At 60.7% G+C, this 16,239-nt stretch carries 15 protein-coding genes and 1 pseudogene; 6 read left to right on the top strand and 10 right to left on the bottom strand.

Going from position 1 to position 16,239, the window contains the following annotated elements; translation table 11 throughout:
- Nucleotides 1-16: 16 nt before the first annotated feature.
- The gene (locus tag GA0061103_RS03830; RefSeq protein WP_092707230.1) at nt 17-1,234 is read right to left on the bottom strand and encodes an ATP-binding protein; all 1,218 of its coding nucleotides are present in this window, start codon (nt 1,232-1,234) and stop codon (nt 17-19) included.
- Nucleotides 1,231-1,923 carry a response regulator gene (locus tag GA0061103_RS03825; RefSeq protein ID WP_092707228.1) on the bottom strand — a complete coding sequence of 231 codons (693 nt, stop codon included), beginning with the start codon at nt 1,921-1,923 and terminating at the stop codon, nt 1,231-1,233. Before GA0061103_RS03825 ends, GA0061103_RS03830 begins: the two co-directional genes overlap by 4 nt.
- A gap of 203 nt (nt 1,924-2,126) precedes the next feature.
- On the opposite strand from GA0061103_RS03825, the gene GA0061103_RS03820 reads away from it, so the two are divergent.
- The 3 genes from GA0061103_RS03820 to GA0061103_RS03810 all read left to right on the top strand — a co-directional run bounded on the left by GA0061103_RS03820 (nt 2,127) and on the right by GA0061103_RS03810 (nt 5,450).
- On the top strand, nt 2,127-2,894 hold the full coding sequence (locus tag GA0061103_RS03820) for a phosphatase PAP2 family protein (protein ID WP_092707226.1): 768 nt from the start codon (nt 2,127-2,129) through the stop codon (nt 2,892-2,894).
- A gap of 565 nt (nt 2,895-3,459) precedes the next feature.
- A complete protein-coding gene (locus GA0061103_RS03815) occupies nt 3,460-4,089 on the top strand; it encodes a ParB-like protein (RefSeq protein WP_092707224.1) in 630 nt (209 codons plus the stop codon).
- A 173-nt stretch (nt 4,090-4,262) separates the two neighbouring features.
- The gene (locus GA0061103_RS03810) at nt 4,263-5,450 is read left to right on the top strand and encodes an arabinose transporter (RefSeq protein WP_092708603.1); all 1,188 of its coding nucleotides are present in this window, start codon (nt 4,263-4,265) and stop codon (nt 5,448-5,450) included.
- Nucleotides 5,451-5,527: 77 nt separating this feature from the next.
- Here GA0061103_RS03810 and GA0061103_RS03805 read toward each other — a convergent pair whose 3' ends face one another.
- From GA0061103_RS03805 to GA0061103_RS03795, 3 genes are all read right to left on the bottom strand, one after another.
- On the bottom strand, nt 5,528-6,121 hold the full coding sequence (locus tag GA0061103_RS03805) for a class I SAM-dependent methyltransferase (protein ID WP_092707222.1): 594 nt from the start codon (nt 6,119-6,121) through the stop codon (nt 5,528-5,530).
- 151 nt (nt 6,122-6,272) lie between these two features.
- Complete coding sequence (locus tag GA0061103_RS03800; protein ID WP_092707220.1) at nt 6,273-6,851, bottom strand: flavodoxin; 579 nt, start codon at nt 6,849-6,851, stop codon at nt 6,273-6,275.
- A gap of 70 nt (nt 6,852-6,921) precedes the next feature.
- A complete protein-coding gene (locus tag GA0061103_RS03795; protein WP_167376518.1) occupies nt 6,922-7,179 on the bottom strand; it encodes a hypothetical protein in 258 nt (85 codons plus the stop codon).
- Nucleotides 7,180-7,756: 577 nt separating this feature from the next.
- Here GA0061103_RS03795 and GA0061103_RS03790 point away from each other — a divergent pair.
- Together GA0061103_RS03790 and GA0061103_RS03785 are read left to right on the top strand one after the other, a co-directional pair.
- Entirely contained in the window at nt 7,757-8,482 is a 726-nt protein-coding gene (locus GA0061103_RS03790; protein WP_092707216.1) for a response regulator, read from the top strand.
- Nucleotides 8,479-9,978, top strand: coding sequence for a sensor histidine kinase (locus GA0061103_RS03785; protein WP_092707214.1), 1,500 nt, complete (start codon nt 8,479-8,481; stop codon nt 9,976-9,978). Before GA0061103_RS03790 ends, GA0061103_RS03785 begins: the two co-directional genes overlap by 4 nt.
- Before the next feature lie 147 nt (nt 9,979-10,125).
- Here GA0061103_RS03785 and GA0061103_RS03780 read toward each other — a convergent pair whose 3' ends face one another.
- From GA0061103_RS03780 to GA0061103_RS03765, 4 genes are all read right to left on the bottom strand, one after another.
- Nucleotides 10,126-11,475 (bottom strand): c-type cytochrome, encoded by a 1,350-nt coding sequence (locus GA0061103_RS03780; protein ID WP_092707212.1) that lies wholly within the window; start codon nt 11,473-11,475, stop codon nt 10,126-10,128.
- Nucleotides 11,476-11,600: 125 nt separating this feature from the next.
- Nucleotides 11,601-13,865 carry a xanthine dehydrogenase family protein molybdopterin-binding subunit gene (locus tag GA0061103_RS03775; RefSeq protein WP_092707210.1) on the bottom strand — a complete coding sequence of 755 codons (2,265 nt, stop codon included), beginning with the start codon at nt 13,863-13,865 and terminating at the stop codon, nt 11,601-11,603.
- Entirely contained in the window at nt 13,862-14,323 is a 462-nt protein-coding gene (locus GA0061103_RS03770; protein WP_092707208.1) for a (2Fe-2S)-binding protein, read from the bottom strand. Before GA0061103_RS03770 ends, GA0061103_RS03775 begins: the two co-directional genes overlap by 4 nt.
- 276 nt (nt 14,324-14,599) lie before the next feature.
- Complete coding sequence (locus GA0061103_RS03765) at nt 14,600-15,319, bottom strand: CDP-diacylglycerol diphosphatase (RefSeq protein ID WP_092707206.1); 720 nt, start codon at nt 15,317-15,319, stop codon at nt 14,600-14,602.
- Nucleotides 15,320-15,655: 336 nt separating this feature from the next.
- Here GA0061103_RS03765 and GA0061103_RS03760 point away from each other — a divergent pair, with 336 nt between their 5' ends.
- On the top strand, nt 15,656-15,859 hold the full coding sequence (locus tag GA0061103_RS03760; RefSeq protein WP_092707204.1) for a hypothetical protein: 204 nt from the start codon (nt 15,656-15,658) through the stop codon (nt 15,857-15,859).
- Between the two features lie 116 nt (nt 15,860-15,975).
- Here GA0061103_RS03760 and GA0061103_RS35315 read toward each other — a convergent pair.
- Nucleotides 15,976-16,085, bottom strand: a pseudogene (locus GA0061103_RS35315) (IS6 family transposase); the annotation flags it as partial.
- Nucleotides 16,086-16,239 lie beyond the last annotated feature (154 nt).

The raw sequence follows: 16,239 nt of genomic DNA, 5'->3' as shown, positions 1-16,239 counted from the left end.
GCGGCGGTGGCTTTGGTCAACAAAACCGACATTGCCCCTGCTGTCCAGAACCGTGTGCTTCTTCCGGCATGCTGTCCGTCAAATGGATTGCGACCACGGCACCGCCCTTGGGCCGATTTGCGAATTCAAGATGTCCGCCGTGGGCAACCGCGATTGCTTGCACCACGGATAGCCCCAGTCCGGTACCGCCGGTCGCCCGCGAACGCGAGGGGTCGCCGCGCCAGAAAGGGTTGACGGCGACGGCATCCATATCCTGTGGAAATCCCGGACCGCGATCGAGAACGCGGATGACGATGCTATCGTCCGCCAGCTGCTCGGTTTCGCATCGCAGCCATCCGCCCTCGGCGGCGTAACGGCACGCATTTTCGAGCAACGCCAGCACGGCTTGGCGAATGCGGGGGGAGTCGGCCGAGATCCAGACGGGTTTCAGTCCCGTTTCGACCTGCAGCTTGCTGGCTTCCAGCATGGGTTTTGCCGAGGCGATGACAGTCTCAACCAGCAGGGATGCGTCGATGCGCTGACGTTCCATCACGAGTTTCTGGCCGATGGCGAGCGACAAGGTACGCAAATCCTCGACAACCCGCCCCAGGCCTTCGACCTGCAGGAGGAGGTCGGAAATGATTTTCCGATCCATCGGAAACACGCCGTCGAGCATGCTCTGCAGCGATCCCTGCAGGATGGTCAACGGCGTGCGCAGCTCATGTGCAACCGCCATGTTGTTGAAGCGCAATCTTTCCTCCATTGTCTCCAGACTGGTCGCAAGGGCGTTGAAGGTTTCAACGAGGCTCGCGACTTCGCGCGTGCTGCGATAGGAGGCTGTGACGCGGACGGAGAAGTCGCCGGACTTCAGGCCCTCGGCGGCGGAAGTGAGATCTTCGAGCGGGCGCGTAAGCCGTCGCGCCAGGAAGACGCCGATTACGGCGCAGAGCAGGGCCGACAAGAGGCCGAAGACGAGGACGGAGAGCTGCACCTTGAGATCCGTTGGTTCCGTCAGCGAAATGAGGTGTTCGACCAGGAGCTTGAGGGAATCTCCATCGGGAACCTTGTTTTCGCTCAGCATCTTGTAGGTCGCCGCGGCCTTGGGCGGCAGGGCGTCGCTGATGCCTTGCTCCAGATAGGTCGCATACCAGTTGACCCCCAGATAGGTCAGGCCGACGCTGAGCAGCAGCATGATCGTGGTGACGACGGCCGTGAGCGTTGCAAGCGGCGCGCTGGGAAATCTCTGTTTTTTCATCTCGGATCCGAAAAGCGATAGCCGATGCCGCGCACGGCAGGAAAGAAGCCGATCTGCCCCATTTCCTCCAGTTTGCGCCTGAGGTTGGAGATGTGCGTATCGACGGTCCGCACCAGGGCATCGCTTTCCGGCAGGCAGGCATCGAGGATATCGGCGCGCGCGAAAGCCTGGGTCGGATGGCGGATCATGTAGGCGAGGATTCGGAATTCGCTAAGCGTCAGCGGCACTGTAACGCGGCCCTCGTCCTTGTTGATGAAGACGGTGTAGCTGCTGAAATCGACCTCCAGCGCGCCGAAGCGCTTGATGGCTTCCGCGCGCTCGCCCTGTGTCCGGCGCAGGACCGCTCTGACGCGGGCGACGACTTCCTGCGGGTTGAATGGTTTGACGACGTAGTCGTCGGCGCCAAGGCGCAACCCGCTGAGGCGGTCGATGTCGTCAGCGACGGCCGTGACCATGATGACCGGCGTCGAGCCGGCCTGGCGCAGGCGGCCGAGCACGCCGAAGCCGTCCAGTTTCGGCAGGCGCACATCCAGGAGCACGAGATCGGGCTTCAAAAGCGCATGGTGCTGCAGCGCGGTTTCACCGTCGCCGGCGCGAACCGTGCGAAAGCCGTCCCGCGTCAGATAGCCCTCGAGTATCTGTGCGATTGCCGGTTCATCCTCCACGATGAGAACGAGACTGTTATCCACCCCTAGTGCCCTGTGTTTCTTCTGTTTTTCCGTTCGGCTTTGCCGCCTGGATTCTACTATTGCGGACAAAACCGGCTTCCGCAATTTCCAAACAGCTTTCCGATCGCCTGATGGCCGATTCTGAACAGGCCCTTGATGCGATCTTCGCCATTTCTTGACAATCGCGGTTCAGCTTGGCGCCGTTCCGCCTCTGGAGATATGGCATGTGGAAATTTGCATCGAATTCCTGGAGCTCCGATTCCGGTCAAGCGCGGCTGCGCCGGCAGCAGGCGCACGCAACGGCAGATGGCGAATTGGCAGCCATCGGTATGCTGATCGTCTGGACCAGCTTCGTCTTCGTGGTCTTTCCGAAACTCGATCTGGCCGTTGCGCGCTTGTTTGCCCACGGGCATGTCTTCTGGCTGGCAGAAAACCCCTGGCTGAAGGCGGTGAGGGATGTTGCCCGTCAAAGCCAGCCTTATATTCTCGGCACCATGGCCGTCATCATCGCCCTGCATGTTTTCCTGCCGCGGCGATTGCGGTTCTGCCATCCTCATAAGCCGCTTTTCGTGCTCCTGAGCTTTGCGGCTGGGCCGCTACTGGTGGTGCAGACGCTCAAGGTCGCGATTGGACGCGTGCGCCCTCGTCAGCTGATCGAGTTCGGCGGCACAGCGGATTTTACCCCGGTATGGCAGTTTTCGGGGGCGTGCAGCCGCAATTGTTCCTTCCCTTCCGGCGAAGCGGCTGCGGCTGCTGCGGCGCTGTCCCTATTGATATTCGTGCCTGCGGGGCGCAGATGGATTGCTGCGGCGATCCTGGTGCCATGCTCGCTGTTCGTGGCATTCAACCGCGTGATCTTTGGTGCTCATTTCCTGTCGGATGTCATGCTCGGGTGGCTTTTGACCATGTTTGCCATGGCCATGATCTGGCGCTGGATCGAAGCGAATTCGCGGGTGATCGATCGCCATCTCACGCGCCTGATGTTCAGATGATCCCATCGCTATGGAAGCCGGCGCCGACATCCTCATTCAGTCCTGTTTCCGATCTTCGCGGAGCGGGGTTGGCTGCCGGGTGTCGCCGCAATGCGACAGCCCCAGGCAAACCCATGTTACAAACCTTAATACAACGTTTCTTCACCTTTCCTTCGATCAGGGGTTACCTATTTAGCGTTGGCCAAGCCGTTGGACGCGATTGAGGCCGGTAAGGCGGATGGTGACGGGACCTCGGTAGGGTGAGAGTGACGGGATGGGGTTGGTAGATTGGGCGTTGCGCGGAATGCTCGACATGGATGGCCGACGCAGGATGCGCTCCCGCAGAGACCATTACGAGCCATGGGTTGTGCTTGCCGTTGAGAGTTTCGAGCGGGAAATGCTGGCCTTCTACAGGCGTTCGCAGTTTACGGTGGTCAAAAAGGCCGCATGATGAGTGATCCGATAGTACGAGTGTGAACTGTTCGCCAGTCGGCGCAGCTTGCCTGACGAGCGTATAACGTCGATCTTGCCGGATTGGCCGGTTATGCTACGCTAAGATGGTCCTGCCTTTGCGGAGAACTTTCAAATGGTTACGCTGCGCGAACCGATCCTGCATCCAGTTCCCATCGACGAATTGAAACCCACACAGATCACTGTCGGCATGCGCGAGGTCAAGGCCAAGCGCAAGGCGTGGCGCCTCAAGGCGGAAGAAGCGGGCGACAAGGCCGGTGAGTTCCTTGGAAATCACATGGTGCCGACCATTCGCGGACCACGCGGAAAATACTATGTCATCGATCATCACCATCTTTCTCTCGCACTTTATGAGGAAGGGGTGAAGGATGTTCTGGTCACGACGGTCGCCGATCTTTCCCGACTTGACCGGGACTCCTTTTGGTTCGTCATGGACTGCCATGACTGGATGCACCCCTTCGACGAAGAGGGGAAGCGCCGCGGCTATGAGGATATCCCGAAGAATATCAAGGATCTGATCGACGATCCCTATCGCTCCTTGGCTGGCGAGCTGCGTCACGTCGGCGGCTACGCCAAGGACACGACGCCGTTCAGCGAATTTCTCTGGGCGGATTTCCTGCGCCGGCGCATCAAGCGCAAGGATCTCGATAAGGATTTCAATGCCGCGCTGGAAAGGGCGCACGAGCTTGCCAAGGGCAAGGAAGCCGATTACCTGCCCGGCTGGTGCGGCCCGGTCCCCGAGTGATCTCTGAGCTTCGCGAGCACCGTGTTGACAGCCATTCGGCAAGCGCCTATTGCAATGGCAGCCGGCGCTGCTGGCCGTAAGCGTTTGACGTCAAGCAACGCACTCAACGATCCTCGTCGGTCGGAGTGCGTTTTTTTATGCCTTCGCCCATTGAGGAAAGCCTGGAGATTATCATGGCTTTTCAATCGACATCCGATCCGGCGCGCGGCCGGCTGCTGCTGCTGAGTGCCATTCTTTTCATTTCCTATCTTTGCATCGGCATCTCGTTTCCGATCGTGCCGCTTTATGTGAGCGGTCAGTTGCGGCTCGGCAATGTCTTGGCTGGGCTCGGCGTCGGCATTGCCTTTCTGGCAACCATCCTCACGCGCGGTTATGCCGGCGGGCTCTCGGACCATCGCGGCGCCAAGGTCGCTGTGACGCGGGGGCTTGCATTCTATGTCGTCGGCGCTTTGACGGCTTTGGGTGCCGGCGTTCTCGCCGACATGCCGTTACTGTCCTTTCTGCTCCTCCTTCTGGGACGCTTGGCTTTGGGGCTGGGCGAAAGTCTGGTTGCCGTCGGCATCATCGCCTGGGGTATCGGCGTCGTTGGCCCGGCGCGTTCGGGCAGGGTCCTGGCGCTGGTCGGTGCCGCCATCTATGGAGCGCTCGCCGTGGGCGGGCCGATCGGTCTGGCATTGTTCAGCCGGTTCGGCTTTGCCGGGACAATGGCGATCAGCGCGGTCCTGCCATTCCTAGGGCTGGTGGCGATCTGGCGGGTTCCTGGGGTTGCGCCTCATCCCGGTGCGCAGCGCCCGCCCTTCTGGACCGTCGTCGGCAAGGTCTGGCTGCATGGGGCGGTCGTGTGTTTTCAGGGCATAGGCTTCGCTGCGATCGGTGCCTTCTTCACGCTGTATTTCCTTGATCGGGGCTGGAGCTATGCCGGGCTGGGCCTGACGGCCTTCGGCGTCGGCTTCGTTCTGGTACGCGTGCTCTTCGGCCATCTGCCTGATCGTATCGGTGGCTTGCCGGTCGCGCTCGGGTCACTGGCCGTCGAAGCGGTAGGCCAATTGCTGATCTGGAGTGCCGCCGATCCCATGCTCGCCCTGGCGGGTGCCTTTCTGACCGGTCTCGGATGCTCACTGATCTATCCTTCCATGGGTCGCGAGGTCGTCCGACGGGTGGAACCTCATCTGCGTGGCACCGCGCTTGGAGGCTTCTCGGCCTTTCAGGACCTCGCCTACGGGCTGACCGGGCCATTTGCCGGCCTTCTGGCCGACCGGGCTGGCTATGGCAGCGTCTTTCTGGCGGGCACCGTCGCCGCGATCGCCGGCCTGTTGATCGCGCTCTCGCTCCGCAGGATACGCACTGTTGCGTTCAGCTGATTGATATGGCGGTCTCGGCGTTCGGCCGGGGCCGCCGGAAGCGCTCGGCAATATGCCCAGCGACATCTTTGGCACAGCTACAGGGCAGCGAAAACCACGCCGTAGTGATAGGGCGGCAGCTTGATCACGGCTTGAGACTTGAAACCGAAGGTCTCGACAATCGCCACGACCTTGGTCGGCGCCATGCGCATCTCGGTCTTGGGGCCGCGCGGCAGCCCGAGTACCGTGGTCTCCTCGCGCGATCGTGTCTCCCAGTTGACGATGCCGAAAAGTCCGTTGGGAGCGAGCACCGAATGGACGGCACGGACGAGGCCAGGCTGATCGGGAACACCGTGAAACGTGTTCGCCATCAGGACATAATCGACATTTTCAGGAAGATGTCTTGCGATGACGCGCGCATCGGCATGGATCCATTTCCGCACGGAGACGCCTTGCCGGTCGGCTTCCGCCCTCGCCATCTTGATCATGCTTTCATCGAGATCAAGCGCATAGACCTTTCCGGCAACGAGTTTCGCCAGCGGTGCGGTAAAATAGCCGTCGCCGCAGCAAAGATCGAGGACGATCATGCCGGGCTTGATGCCAAGTGCTTGGAGCGTCGCCAGCGGATCGGGCCAAAGTGCCGCCCACCAATCGCGGTCCGGCATCGATGTCGCTGGAAATGCTTCGCCCATTGGGATCTCCGCAGATGGAGGATTTCCGGCACCATAGGATATCATTGACGCCGCAGCATCAGAATATCACGGCGAATGCGGCGTCATCGCGACAGGAGGTTGCGGCCCGCGCCGATAGCGGATTGAGAGCAATTCGCGTGTGTTTGCGAACTTAGAGGGCTTGCGGCGCGCCCTTCGGCAGGTTTTTGAGGACCCAGGACGCGATGGCCTTGTCCGCCAGCCTCTCCGTGACCTCGAATTCGCTGATCATCAGGCTGGGCAGAAGCGAAGCGCTGCGTGCCTGTGCGGCAAAATTCCTTTCGTAGTGCGCCGGCTCCAGCACATATGTGGCGAAGGCGGCAACCTTCCGCCCTCCGAAATCCGTCCGTTCGAGGAAGCTCATGACAGGCGGCGTGATGGTATTCCACCACACCGGGCCGCCGACGAGGATCAGGTCGTATTTCGAAAGATTGGGAAGGCCATCGAACAAAGGGGGAAGCTCGCCCGTTTCCAGCTCGTATTTAGACTGCTCGGCAGCACGCTGCATGTCGAGAGGATACGGGGTGCGCATCTGGATTTCGAAGAGCTCGGCCCCCAGAAGCGCGCGAAGCTTTTCGGCAACCGCTCCGGTGTGGCCGGTATAGGAATAATAGACGACCAGAACCCGTCGCTCGTCTGCGGCGAAGCTCCATCTGGGTGCGGCGGCCACAGCCACCATCGATGTCAACACGGTGCGGCGGGAAAGGTGCATGGGTTTGCCTTCCGATTTCAATGAGGCCTTTGGATGCGGAAGATGACGGGACAATTTCGACGGCGGACAATCATTGCTGCCGCGCCGACGAGGCGCCCATTGATGCCACGGCCCTCTGGGCGGGCAGCATAGGTTCTCCGGAAGTCTGCATTGCCTCGTCGAGGCGCTGCTCGAGAACGAGGGGATCGGTTTCGCCCTCGTCGGCGAATTTCATGAGCTCGCGGGCGGCGATGATCGCCGTTCGATCGGCAAACTCCAGGTCGTGCCGGGCGCAGAAGATTTCGAGAACACGGCGAAGCGTTGCGATCTGTGATAATTCTATGGCCAATTCCATATCCTCCTGTCAGCGTCGATAGTCTCGACCGGGCAAGTGATTTTCGAGCAGGAGGTTAGGACGGTCATGTCGCAGCTTTGTGCCGGAGATGTAAAAGCCTGTCTCCGGCGATGGCAGCGTCAGCCATCGGCTCTGGAGCGGACCGACGCGGCAATGATGGTTGGACGGCTGGCGCGAGCGGCCTATTTTGCAGAGGGTATAGCAGGATTTGACCTTGGTCGAAGCCCGGCGATGTCGCCACCGCATTCCGTCGAGACAGGGCACATAGGCCGTGCGAGATCTGCGACAGCTTGTTACAAATTTGCCGGCCCGCGGCACATCCATGTGACAACAATCTTATAGTTTGCCAGCTGCAGGGGGCCTTTTCACGCGGAATATCGATTGGATTTTAAGGACAGTTTCGATGAAATCCGTATCCTCTCGATACGGCTTGCACCGGCTGCCGCCAGGTTTTCAAGTGGGAGCGCCGCTTGCGGCGCAACCCTCCGGTCTATGTGAAACTTTGATACACTTTTTTCGATGCGGCTCGGAGCGGCCTTCTGTAGAATGACTTGAGATCGTGGAAACCGTCATGCAAAAAGCTGCGCACATCGCCGTCGTCGATGATCATTCGGACATAAGGGACCTTGTCGGCCAGTATCTCGAGCAGCAGGGCTACAAGGTCAGCGTCGCCGACAGTGGACTTGCCCTGAGACGGATTCTCGAGCGCGGTGCGGTGGATCTGATCGTCCTCGATGTCATGATGCCGGGCGAAGATGGCCTTTCCGTCTGCCGTCATCTCAGGGCGACGACCGATACCCCCATCATCTTCCTGACGGCCATGAGCGAGGATACCGACCGCATCATCGGCCTTGAACTGGGGGCTGACGATTATCTCGTGAAGCCGTTCAATCCGCGCGAATTGCTGGCACGCATCCGGGCTGTCCTGCGTCGGGTCAATGGCGTGCCGCAGCAGCAGCGGGAAACGTTGAAAAAGGCCAGGGTCGTTCGCGTCGGCCAGTGGCGCATCAATATGGGGCGGCAGGAGCTTTCCGGCGACGATGGCGTCGGCATCCCGCTCAGCACGGCTGAATTCCGGCTTCTGAAAGTCTTCCTCGAACGTCCGGGTATGGTGCTCAGCCGCGAGCAGCTTCTCGACCTGACGGTTGGCAGGACGGCCGACATCTTCGACAGAAGCATCGACAATCAGGTGAGCCGCTTGCGCAAGAAGATCGAGCCGGACCCGAAGAACCCTTCGGTCATCAAGACGCATTGGGGTGGCGGCTACAGTCTCTCGGCGGATGTGGGGTTCGAATGATATACTGGTGGAGGAGGAGCCTGGCCGCCCAGTTCATCGGCTTTACCCTGCTTGCCCTTGTCGTCTCGCAGTGCCTGACATTTTCGATTTCCTGGGACGAACGCACCAAGGCGCTGCATGCCGCCATGAAGAGCGAATTCTTCAGCCGCTGCGCTTCCGTCACCCGCTTGATGGAATCCATGCCCAAGCCGTTGCGCGAGCAGGCGCTGCTGGCAAGCGAGACCAGCTATTCCCGTTTCTGGCTTTCGCCGACGGAGCCGACCGATGCCGGTGCATGGCGCTCCCGCGCGGCAAATGAACTCGCCCGGCCGATCGAGAATTTCATCGATCTCGGCGCGAAGTACGGCATGCACTCGAACTCCGATGTCGATCATCTGATGTCGAAGGGAGTAATGACGGCGAACGCCGCCGAGGGCTGGGCTACCCCGCCGACCGTTCTCTGGAGTTTGCCGCAGACTGCAAAATTCGTCTATTTCGGGGATCGCAACGGATACGGCCTGGTCGTCAAGCTCAGTGACGGCATGTGGCTGAATACGGCGTTCTACAAGAATGTCGGCGACCGCTGGTGGGATATGAAATCGCTCACCTCTCTTGCGACTACGGCGCTCATCCTGTCGCTCATCGGAGTGTTCATCGCCAGCCGCATCGCGCGCCCGCTGAGACGGCTCGCCGTTTCGGCCGAAGCCTTGGGGCGCGGCGAAAATCTTCCGCCGCTGCCCGAAGAGGGGCCTGATGACATCAGGCGCACGGCCGAGGCGTTCAACAGGATGCAGGAACGCCTGCATCGCTTCGTCGACGATCGCACCCGGATGCTGGCCGCGATCGGCCATGATCTCAGGACACCGCTCACCTCGCTCCGGCTGCGGGCGGAATTCGTCAAGGATGCCGATATCCAGCAGAAAATGCTGTCGACCATCGACGAGCTTCAGAGCATGACGGAAGCCGCCATTTCCTTCGCACGCGGCGAATCCACGGCCGAGGAAACGCGGGCCATCGAACTGGAGGCACTGGTCGGCAGTATCTGCGACGACCTTGCCGATCTCGGCCTGCCGGTGGAATATATCGAAGGACCGAAGACGACCTATCGCTGCCGGCCCGATGGCTTGCGCCGCGCCGTTCGCAATCTTGCGGAAAATGCGGCGCGCTACGGCGGCCATGCCAAGGTTCAAATCTGCCACTCGGCCAGCACCATCGATATCGTCGTCGAAGACAATGGCCCGGGCATACCCGAGGATATGAAGGAAAAGGTATTCGCGCCCTTCTTCCGTCTGGAAGCCTCGAGAAACAGAGGCACGGGCGGCGTCGGACTGGGCCTGTCGATTGCCCGCGCCGTCGCGCGACAGCACGGTGGCGATATCCTGCTTCAGCCCAACAATCCCGGTCTGAAGGCGATCATTTCCTTGCCCCAGGAAGGGCAGGTGAAGACGCCCTCGTCGCGGGTGAGCAGGAGAAGAAAGCGGGCGCAAGCTCTCAAGCTTGCCGGGCAGGAACGCTAAGGCCTCTGTCCCGCCTGCGGAAAGGCCATGCCGGGCAAAGTCATTCAGAGCGGTTCGATGATTGCGTCGAACCGCTCGCTGTCCGAAATCCTGTATGTCGCGCCTTTGCCTTTCATCGTTGCAACAAAAGGCCGGGCGCGGCGGAAGCTACCGCATCTGCAATATGATCGGGCTGCTGCTTGCCGGGTCCGTATGCTCGCGCAGGGCCTTCACATCGTTTGCGGCAACCGCTCCGCCGTGATTTCCCCAGGACGAGCGCACGAATGTCAGAACATCGGCAATCTGCTGGTCCGAAAGCTGCTGACGGAACGGCGGCATGCGATAGGCATCCGGGATTCCGTTCGCCACGACGCGGCTGGAGCCGTTCAGTGTTACATTGATCTGGGACGCGTTTTCCTTCGCGAGCGAAGCGGCAGAGCCTGCGAGCGGCGGAATCCATTGCTGCTTTCCGCGGCCGTCGATGCCGTGACAGAAGCTGCATTTTGCAACGAAGGTCTGGGCGCCCGGTATCTGCTCGCGGTTGGAAAGCGACACGTTCTGGGCTGTGGCCTCGTCATATTGCCAGGGGGTACCGTCGCGGGCGGGATCGCCGGGCAGGGATTTCAGGTAATGACTGATCGCCTTCAGGTCGTCATCCGTCATGAACTGGGTCGAGTTGTTGAAGGCATCCGCCATCGAGCCGAAGACGACGGCATGGCCGTTCCTGCCGCTCTTGAGGAAGGCGTATATGTCCTCCTCGCTCCAGCGGCCAAGACCGGTATTCGGGTCGCCGCGCAAGCTCGGCGCATACCAGCCGTCGAGAAGCGCGCCGGAAAGATAGAGCGGGCTGCTTTCATCGAGCGCTTTTTCCGCCATGGTGATGGCGCGCGGCGTATGACAGCTGCCGCAATGACCCGGCCCTTGAACGAGATAGGCGCCACGGTTCCACTGGTCGTCGCCGGTGGTTTTCGGCTGATAGGTGCCGCCTTCGGTGAAGACGGCGTTCCAGAGCGCCAGCGGCCAGCGCATGTTCATCGGCCATTGGATGTCCGAGGGCCTGTTTTCCTGCTGAACGGGTGCGACCCTGCTGGTGAAATAGGCGTAGAGCGCGCGGATGTCGTCGTCGCTCATCTTCACATAAGAGGGGTAAGGCATTGCCGGATAGAGGCGGTGACCGTCGGGTGCCACGCCTTGACGGACGGCGCGGTCGAAATCGGCGAGCGTATAGTTGCCGATGCCGGTCTGCTTGTCCGGGGTGATGTTGGTCGTGAAGATGGCGCCGAGCGGCGTTCCCATCTGCAGCCCGCCGGCAAAGGGTGCGCTTTTCGGTGTGCTGTGACAGGCAACGCAGTCGCCCAGGCGGGCGACATATTCACCGCGCTGCATCAGTTCTTCCGAGGGGGGCTGCGCTGCAGCGACGTTATCGAAGGGGGATGCCGGCTTGCGCGTTACGAACCACGCGACGCCGCCGGCCACAAGCACGACAATCAAAAGAAGAACCAGAAGAAATCTCTTCAAGGGGGTGCCCTCATGTCTTTGCTTCGGGATTTCGCATTCGGCTTTTGAAGGAGCCAACTACGCCGGCTCTCGGGTCCATTTGGGCCGAGAGCCGGAGATATGCCTGGCGCAGATTTGGCTGCGCGTCAGCTTTCGAAGGTGTAGTTGGAGAGAGGCATACTGCGGATCCGCTTGCCCGTCAGTGTGGAGACCGCATTGGCGACCGCCGGCGGAATGGCTGGCAGCCCTGGCTCGCCGATGCCGCCCATCTCCGCCCCGCTTTCGACGATGCGGACATGGACGCGCGCCATACGGTCCGGCGGCAGAATCGGATAGAGGTCGTAGTTGCGCGCCACCGGCTCGCCGTTCTTGTAGACGGCCTCCTCCATCAGCACCTGCGACATTCCAAGCGCCGTTGCCGAATTGATCTGGGCTTCGATGATCGCCGGATTGACGATGCTGCCGGGGTCGATCGCTTCCCAGACATCATGGACGACGACCTGGCCGTTGTGGATGGAAACCTCGGCGATCGCAGCCGTATGGCTGCCGAAGGGCGAGGCCATGGCGACGCCACGCGCCCGCTTCGAACCATCGTCGGCCGTGAAGGGGCCGCGCTTCCAGCCGCCGGAGAGATCGCCGACCGCTTTCAACAGATTGCTCAGCCGCTCGTTCTTCTGCAGCAGCTTCAAACGCAGCTCATAAGGGTCCTGCCCACCCTTGTCCGCCAGCTCGTCGAGGAACGTCTCGTAGAAGAAGTCGTTCATGGAATTGCCGACCGAACGCCAATAGGCGAGCATGGTCGGGTTCTTCACATAGATCTGGGCGATGCGATAATTCGGGATGGCGTAGGATTTTCCGGTCAGGCCTTCCAGGGCCGTCGGGTCCAGTGAATCCTCCTTATGGCCGAAAACCCCCTCCGTTGGCCCCTCGCAAGCGCTGATCGCCTCGAGTGCGACGGGCATACCGCTGGCATCGAGCGCGCCGCGAAAACGTACCGCCGCCATCGGCCGCATCGGATCGCGGAGAAACTCCTCCTCGCGGCTCCAGATCAGTTTGACCGGCCGCCCGACCTCTTTTGCAAGCTGGATGGCCTGGGGATAGGGATTGGCGGATGGATACAGGAAGTGCCGTCCGAAGAAGCCGCCCAGGATAGGGCTATGGACCATCACTTTCGATGGGTCGAGTCCTGTCAGCTTGGCGATGTCGGCCTGGAATTGCTCGGGCGCCTGGTTGGGCATCCAAACTTCCAGGCTGCCGTCCGGATTGAACCGGGCTAGCGTCGATGGTGGTTCGAGCTGCGCATGATGCAGATATTGGCTCTTGTAGGTTGCCGAAACGACAGTCTTGGCGCCAGCCAGGGCGTCTGCAACGTTGCCGACATTCTCCGCATCCTGGCCGTTGCCAGGCTGGTTGGCGAGTTTGTCGTTGAAGGCTGTGGTCGAAAAATCCGCCGGCATGTAGCGGAAGGCGGGGTTTGCGTCGGCACCCGGCTCGTGCCAATCGACCTGCGCTGCTTCGGCCGCGCGTTTGGCATTCCACCAGCGTTCGGCAACGACGCCGACGGCACCTGTGAGATTATGGAGGGAATGGACGCCCGGCATCGCTTTCAGCTGATCTTCGTTGCGGATCTTGCCGACGGTCAGGCCGAGGCGGGGCGCGTGCTGGACGGCGGCATGCAACATGCCGTCAACCTTGCAATCGATCGCGTAGATTGCCTTGCCCGTCGATTTGTCATGGATGTCAAGCCGTTCGACCGGTTTGCCGATCCAGCGGAACTGGCTCGGGTCACGAAGCGCCACGCTTTCAGGGGCAGGAACCGGCAGATCCAGTGCCTCGCTCGCAACGTCGCCATAGGCAAGGCTGCGCCCCGAGGCGGCATGGATGACCCGGCCGGGTTCCGTCGTCAGTTCGCTCATCGGCGCATCCAGGCGCTTGGCGGCGGCTTGCAGGATCATGTTGCGGGCGAGCGCGCCGAGCCGGCGCATGGTCTCATAGCTCGTGCGTACCGACATGCTGCCGCCGGTGATGCGCATCTTGCCGTGCACGACCAGATAGTCGCTGCCCGTCGGCGCATTTTCAACCACGAAGGTTTTGGGATCAGCGTCGAGCTCCTCGCCGACGATCTGCGCCATCGCGGTGAAGACGCCCTGACCGCCCTCGACGAAGGGGCTCACGAAACGGATTGTGCTATCGGGACGGATTTCGAGAAAGGCGGGAACGCGTGTGCCCGGAGGCATGGCGCTTGCTGCCTGCTGTGCCCGTGCCCGGCCAACCGGAACGCCGAAGCCAAGCACGAATGCCCCGGCTGCCGCACCGGCAGAGGTCAGGAGAAAGTGGCGGCGTGAGATATTGACCGGAGATCCGGTGGGAAACTCATCTTCAGGAACGAGATTGCGGCTGGTTTCGGTCATAGCGTTTCTCCTTCCTTGGAAGAAAGGTCTTTGACCGCCGCCTTGATCGCGTTGTAAGTCCCGCATCGACAGAGATTGATCATCGCCGCGGCGATTTCGTCATCGGAGGGATTGGGCGTTTGTTTAAGGAGCGCGGTCGCCGCCACGACCTGCCCCGATTGACAGTAGCCGCATTGCGGAACCTGATGCTTGACCCAGGCGGCGACCACCCGTTTGCCGATCGGGTCCGCCTCGATCGCCTCGATCGTCGTGATCTGGCGGCCGACGACACTATCGAGCGGCGTCACGCATGAGCGCACTACCTCGCCGTCGACGAGGACCGAACAGGCGCCGCATTGCGCCAGCCCGCAGCCATATTTCGTGCCGGTCATGCCCAGCTCATCGCGGATGATCCAGAGGAGCGGCGTATCTCCCTCCGAATCGACTTGATAGGATTGGCTATTGATTTGAAGATTCATGAGGCGCCTCCTGAGGCTTTCGATCGCGAACCTTCAATGCCAGCGTTGTTCGATGATCCGGATGCTCAACGAACGGATGATGCATAGCTCAGGCTCACAACCCGGACTATAACACTGAACCGACCGCATCAAAAAGATTAGTATGTGAAACGCGATAGAAGTTAGAAACCAGATTCATAAATCGGCGTCCAAGCCCATTTCGTGCGCACAAAGGGAGGTCGCCGTATCGAAGAGGTGATCGATGCGGCCCTCGCGCCAAGCCCTAATATGCTGATTCTAATGCGTAATCGCGCAGCTATGGTCCTGCACGTCCTCGCCGCCCATACCGGGTGCCGCGACATCCGTCAGGACGATGAAACCGGGACCATCGGCGAAGTTGGCGCCGACCACCACAAGATTGTGATCGCCCATTTCCTTCGCCGGGTCCTTCAATGTCTTGGCAAGCGCGAGGAATGGATTGAAGTCGCCCAATGTCTCGCCCTTGACCCGGACCGCCGTGAACTTGTGGCCGGCGATGGTATCGGGCAGCGGTGCCCAGTCGGCACCGACCTTGTCGGCATCGGCCTTGAGGGCAGCCTGTGCATCCGCGCTCAGGCAATCGACGTGGATATGCAGCTGATTCTGCGAACGGGCCTGCTGTGCGTTGACGGCAAGGCTGAGGCCGTCGCGCGGGAGCGCATGCGGCAATCGGGCGTCGACATCGCCCTGCTCGGCCCAGGCATCGGCAAAGAAGTTATGCGTTGCAGGATCGAGGAGTGCTGCGCTCTCCATGCCCGTGATCTTGTCGGTCGGAATCAGCAGAACTTGCGCGACGCCCCGCAGATCCTTCAGCATCGCGTAGTGCTCGGTCGTATTCACCGAGAGGCAAGGTGCAGTTTGCGCGACGCACTTGTCATGAACGATCTTCCAGAGCACATCGGAGTCGGCAAAGGCCGGCGCGAAAAGGAGAGGGAGGAAGGATGCGGCAAGAGCAGCAACGCGACGCGAGAATGTCATGGCAGGAAATTTCCCAGGTTCAAACGGTTTGGCTTTGTCCGAAATTCCGGAGGGCTTATCACAGGCCTATTAGGCTGATGTGACGGCTTGACGGCGACAAGTGTCACATCCGGGCAGGCGCGCGCCGTGGAGATTGCGCAATATCAGCTTCGCTTCATCTTGGGTTAAGGCCGCTTTCAGTTTGGTTGCCTAAATGGCAGGAGCCGGGGAAAACCATGCCTCGCCCTGGGGAGGAAAAGGTCGTTAGCAGTGACCTTCTAAACATCCGCTGCGAGGCGTTCGCAACGCTCGATCGCCGCAATTTTGCGGCAGACAAAAAACGATCAGGAGCTTGAAATGGGTATCGGAAAGCTGATTGAAGAAGTTGCAGGTGCCGTGGCTGCCGACGAGGCCGTCGAGGCTGTCGACCCGAATGCCGGTTTCCTGACGAAGGCCGCTGCCGCCGTCGCCGGCTTTGAAGGCGTCAACAAGCTGACAGACGTGCTGAAGGAAAAAGAACAGGAGCCGGCTGCCGACAATAGCGGCGACCAGAACGGCTGACTTAAACGCGGCAGCGGCGTACGCCGAACAGATTTTGACTATGAAACTGAAAGCCGGGCTTGTCCCGGCTTTCTGATTTCTATGCGATGGCCGCCACATCCTCTCCGCAGCGAGCGATAGCACCATTTGCCGCGGATCTTGACCTGAGTCTCATCGATCCGGACCGAACCACAATGGGGTCGGCGCAACCGGCGCACCACCTCTCGATCATCGGTGTATAGGCGATAGCCTAGCGGTTGATCGTCGATTGGCGCTTCAGCTTCTCGGCAATGGCGTTCAAAATCATTGGTACGCCCTACAATATCGGAGCGCGGTTTGCTCGTGATATCGTCAGTAGACAGCGAAGGATCCGAATTTGCGACAGGCCCATCAATCTTCTA

The sequence above is a fragment of the Martinezella multihospitum genome (genome assembly GCF_900094585.1).
GTDB classification, from domain to species: Bacteria; Pseudomonadota; Alphaproteobacteria; order Rhizobiales; family Rhizobiaceae; genus Rhizobium; species Rhizobium multihospitium.
Note: the sequence above shows the minus strand (reverse complement) of the source record. Positions and strands in the feature narration are given on the sequence as shown.

Excerpts from the sequence above, each read along its gene's own strand:
- GA0061103_RS03760 (WP_092707204.1), top strand. The coding sequence starts at position 15,656 with ATGGGTATCGGAAAGCTGATTGAAGAAGTTGCAGGTGCCGTGGCTGCC.
- GA0061103_RS03785 (WP_092707214.1), top strand. The coding sequence starts at position 8,479 with ATGATATACTGGTGGAGGAGGAGCCTGGCCGCCCAGTTCATCGGCTTT.
- GA0061103_RS03775 (WP_092707210.1), bottom strand. The coding sequence starts at position 13,865 with ATGACCGAAACCAGCCGCAATCTCGTTCCTGAAGATGAGTTTCCCACC.
- GA0061103_RS03770 (WP_092707208.1), bottom strand. The coding sequence starts at position 14,323 with ATGAATCTTCAAATCAATAGCCAATCCTATCAAGTCGATTCGGAGGGA.
- GA0061103_RS03820 (WP_092707226.1), top strand. The coding sequence starts at position 2,127 with ATGTGGAAATTTGCATCGAATTCCTGGAGCTCCGATTCCGGTCAAGCG.
- GA0061103_RS03810 (WP_092708603.1), top strand. The coding sequence starts at position 4,263 with ATGGCTTTTCAATCGACATCCGATCCGGCGCGCGGCCGGCTGCTGCTG.
- GA0061103_RS03790 (WP_092707216.1), top strand. The coding sequence starts at position 7,757 with ATGCAAAAAGCTGCGCACATCGCCGTCGTCGATGATCATTCGGACATA.
- GA0061103_RS03800 (WP_092707220.1), bottom strand. The coding sequence starts at position 6,851 with ATGCACCTTTCCCGCCGCACCGTGTTGACATCGATGGTGGCTGTGGCC.
- GA0061103_RS03815 (WP_092707224.1), top strand. The coding sequence starts at position 3,460 with ATGGTTACGCTGCGCGAACCGATCCTGCATCCAGTTCCCATCGACGAA.
- GA0061103_RS03765 (WP_092707206.1), bottom strand. The coding sequence starts at position 15,319 with ATGACATTCTCGCGTCGCGTTGCTGCTCTTGCCGCATCCTTCCTCCCT.
- GA0061103_RS03805 (WP_092707222.1), bottom strand. The coding sequence starts at position 6,121 with ATGGGCGAAGCATTTCCAGCGACATCGATGCCGGACCGCGATTGGTGG.
- GA0061103_RS03830 (WP_092707230.1), bottom strand. The coding sequence starts at position 1,234 with ATGAAAAAACAGAGATTTCCCAGCGCGCCGCTTGCAACGCTCACGGCC.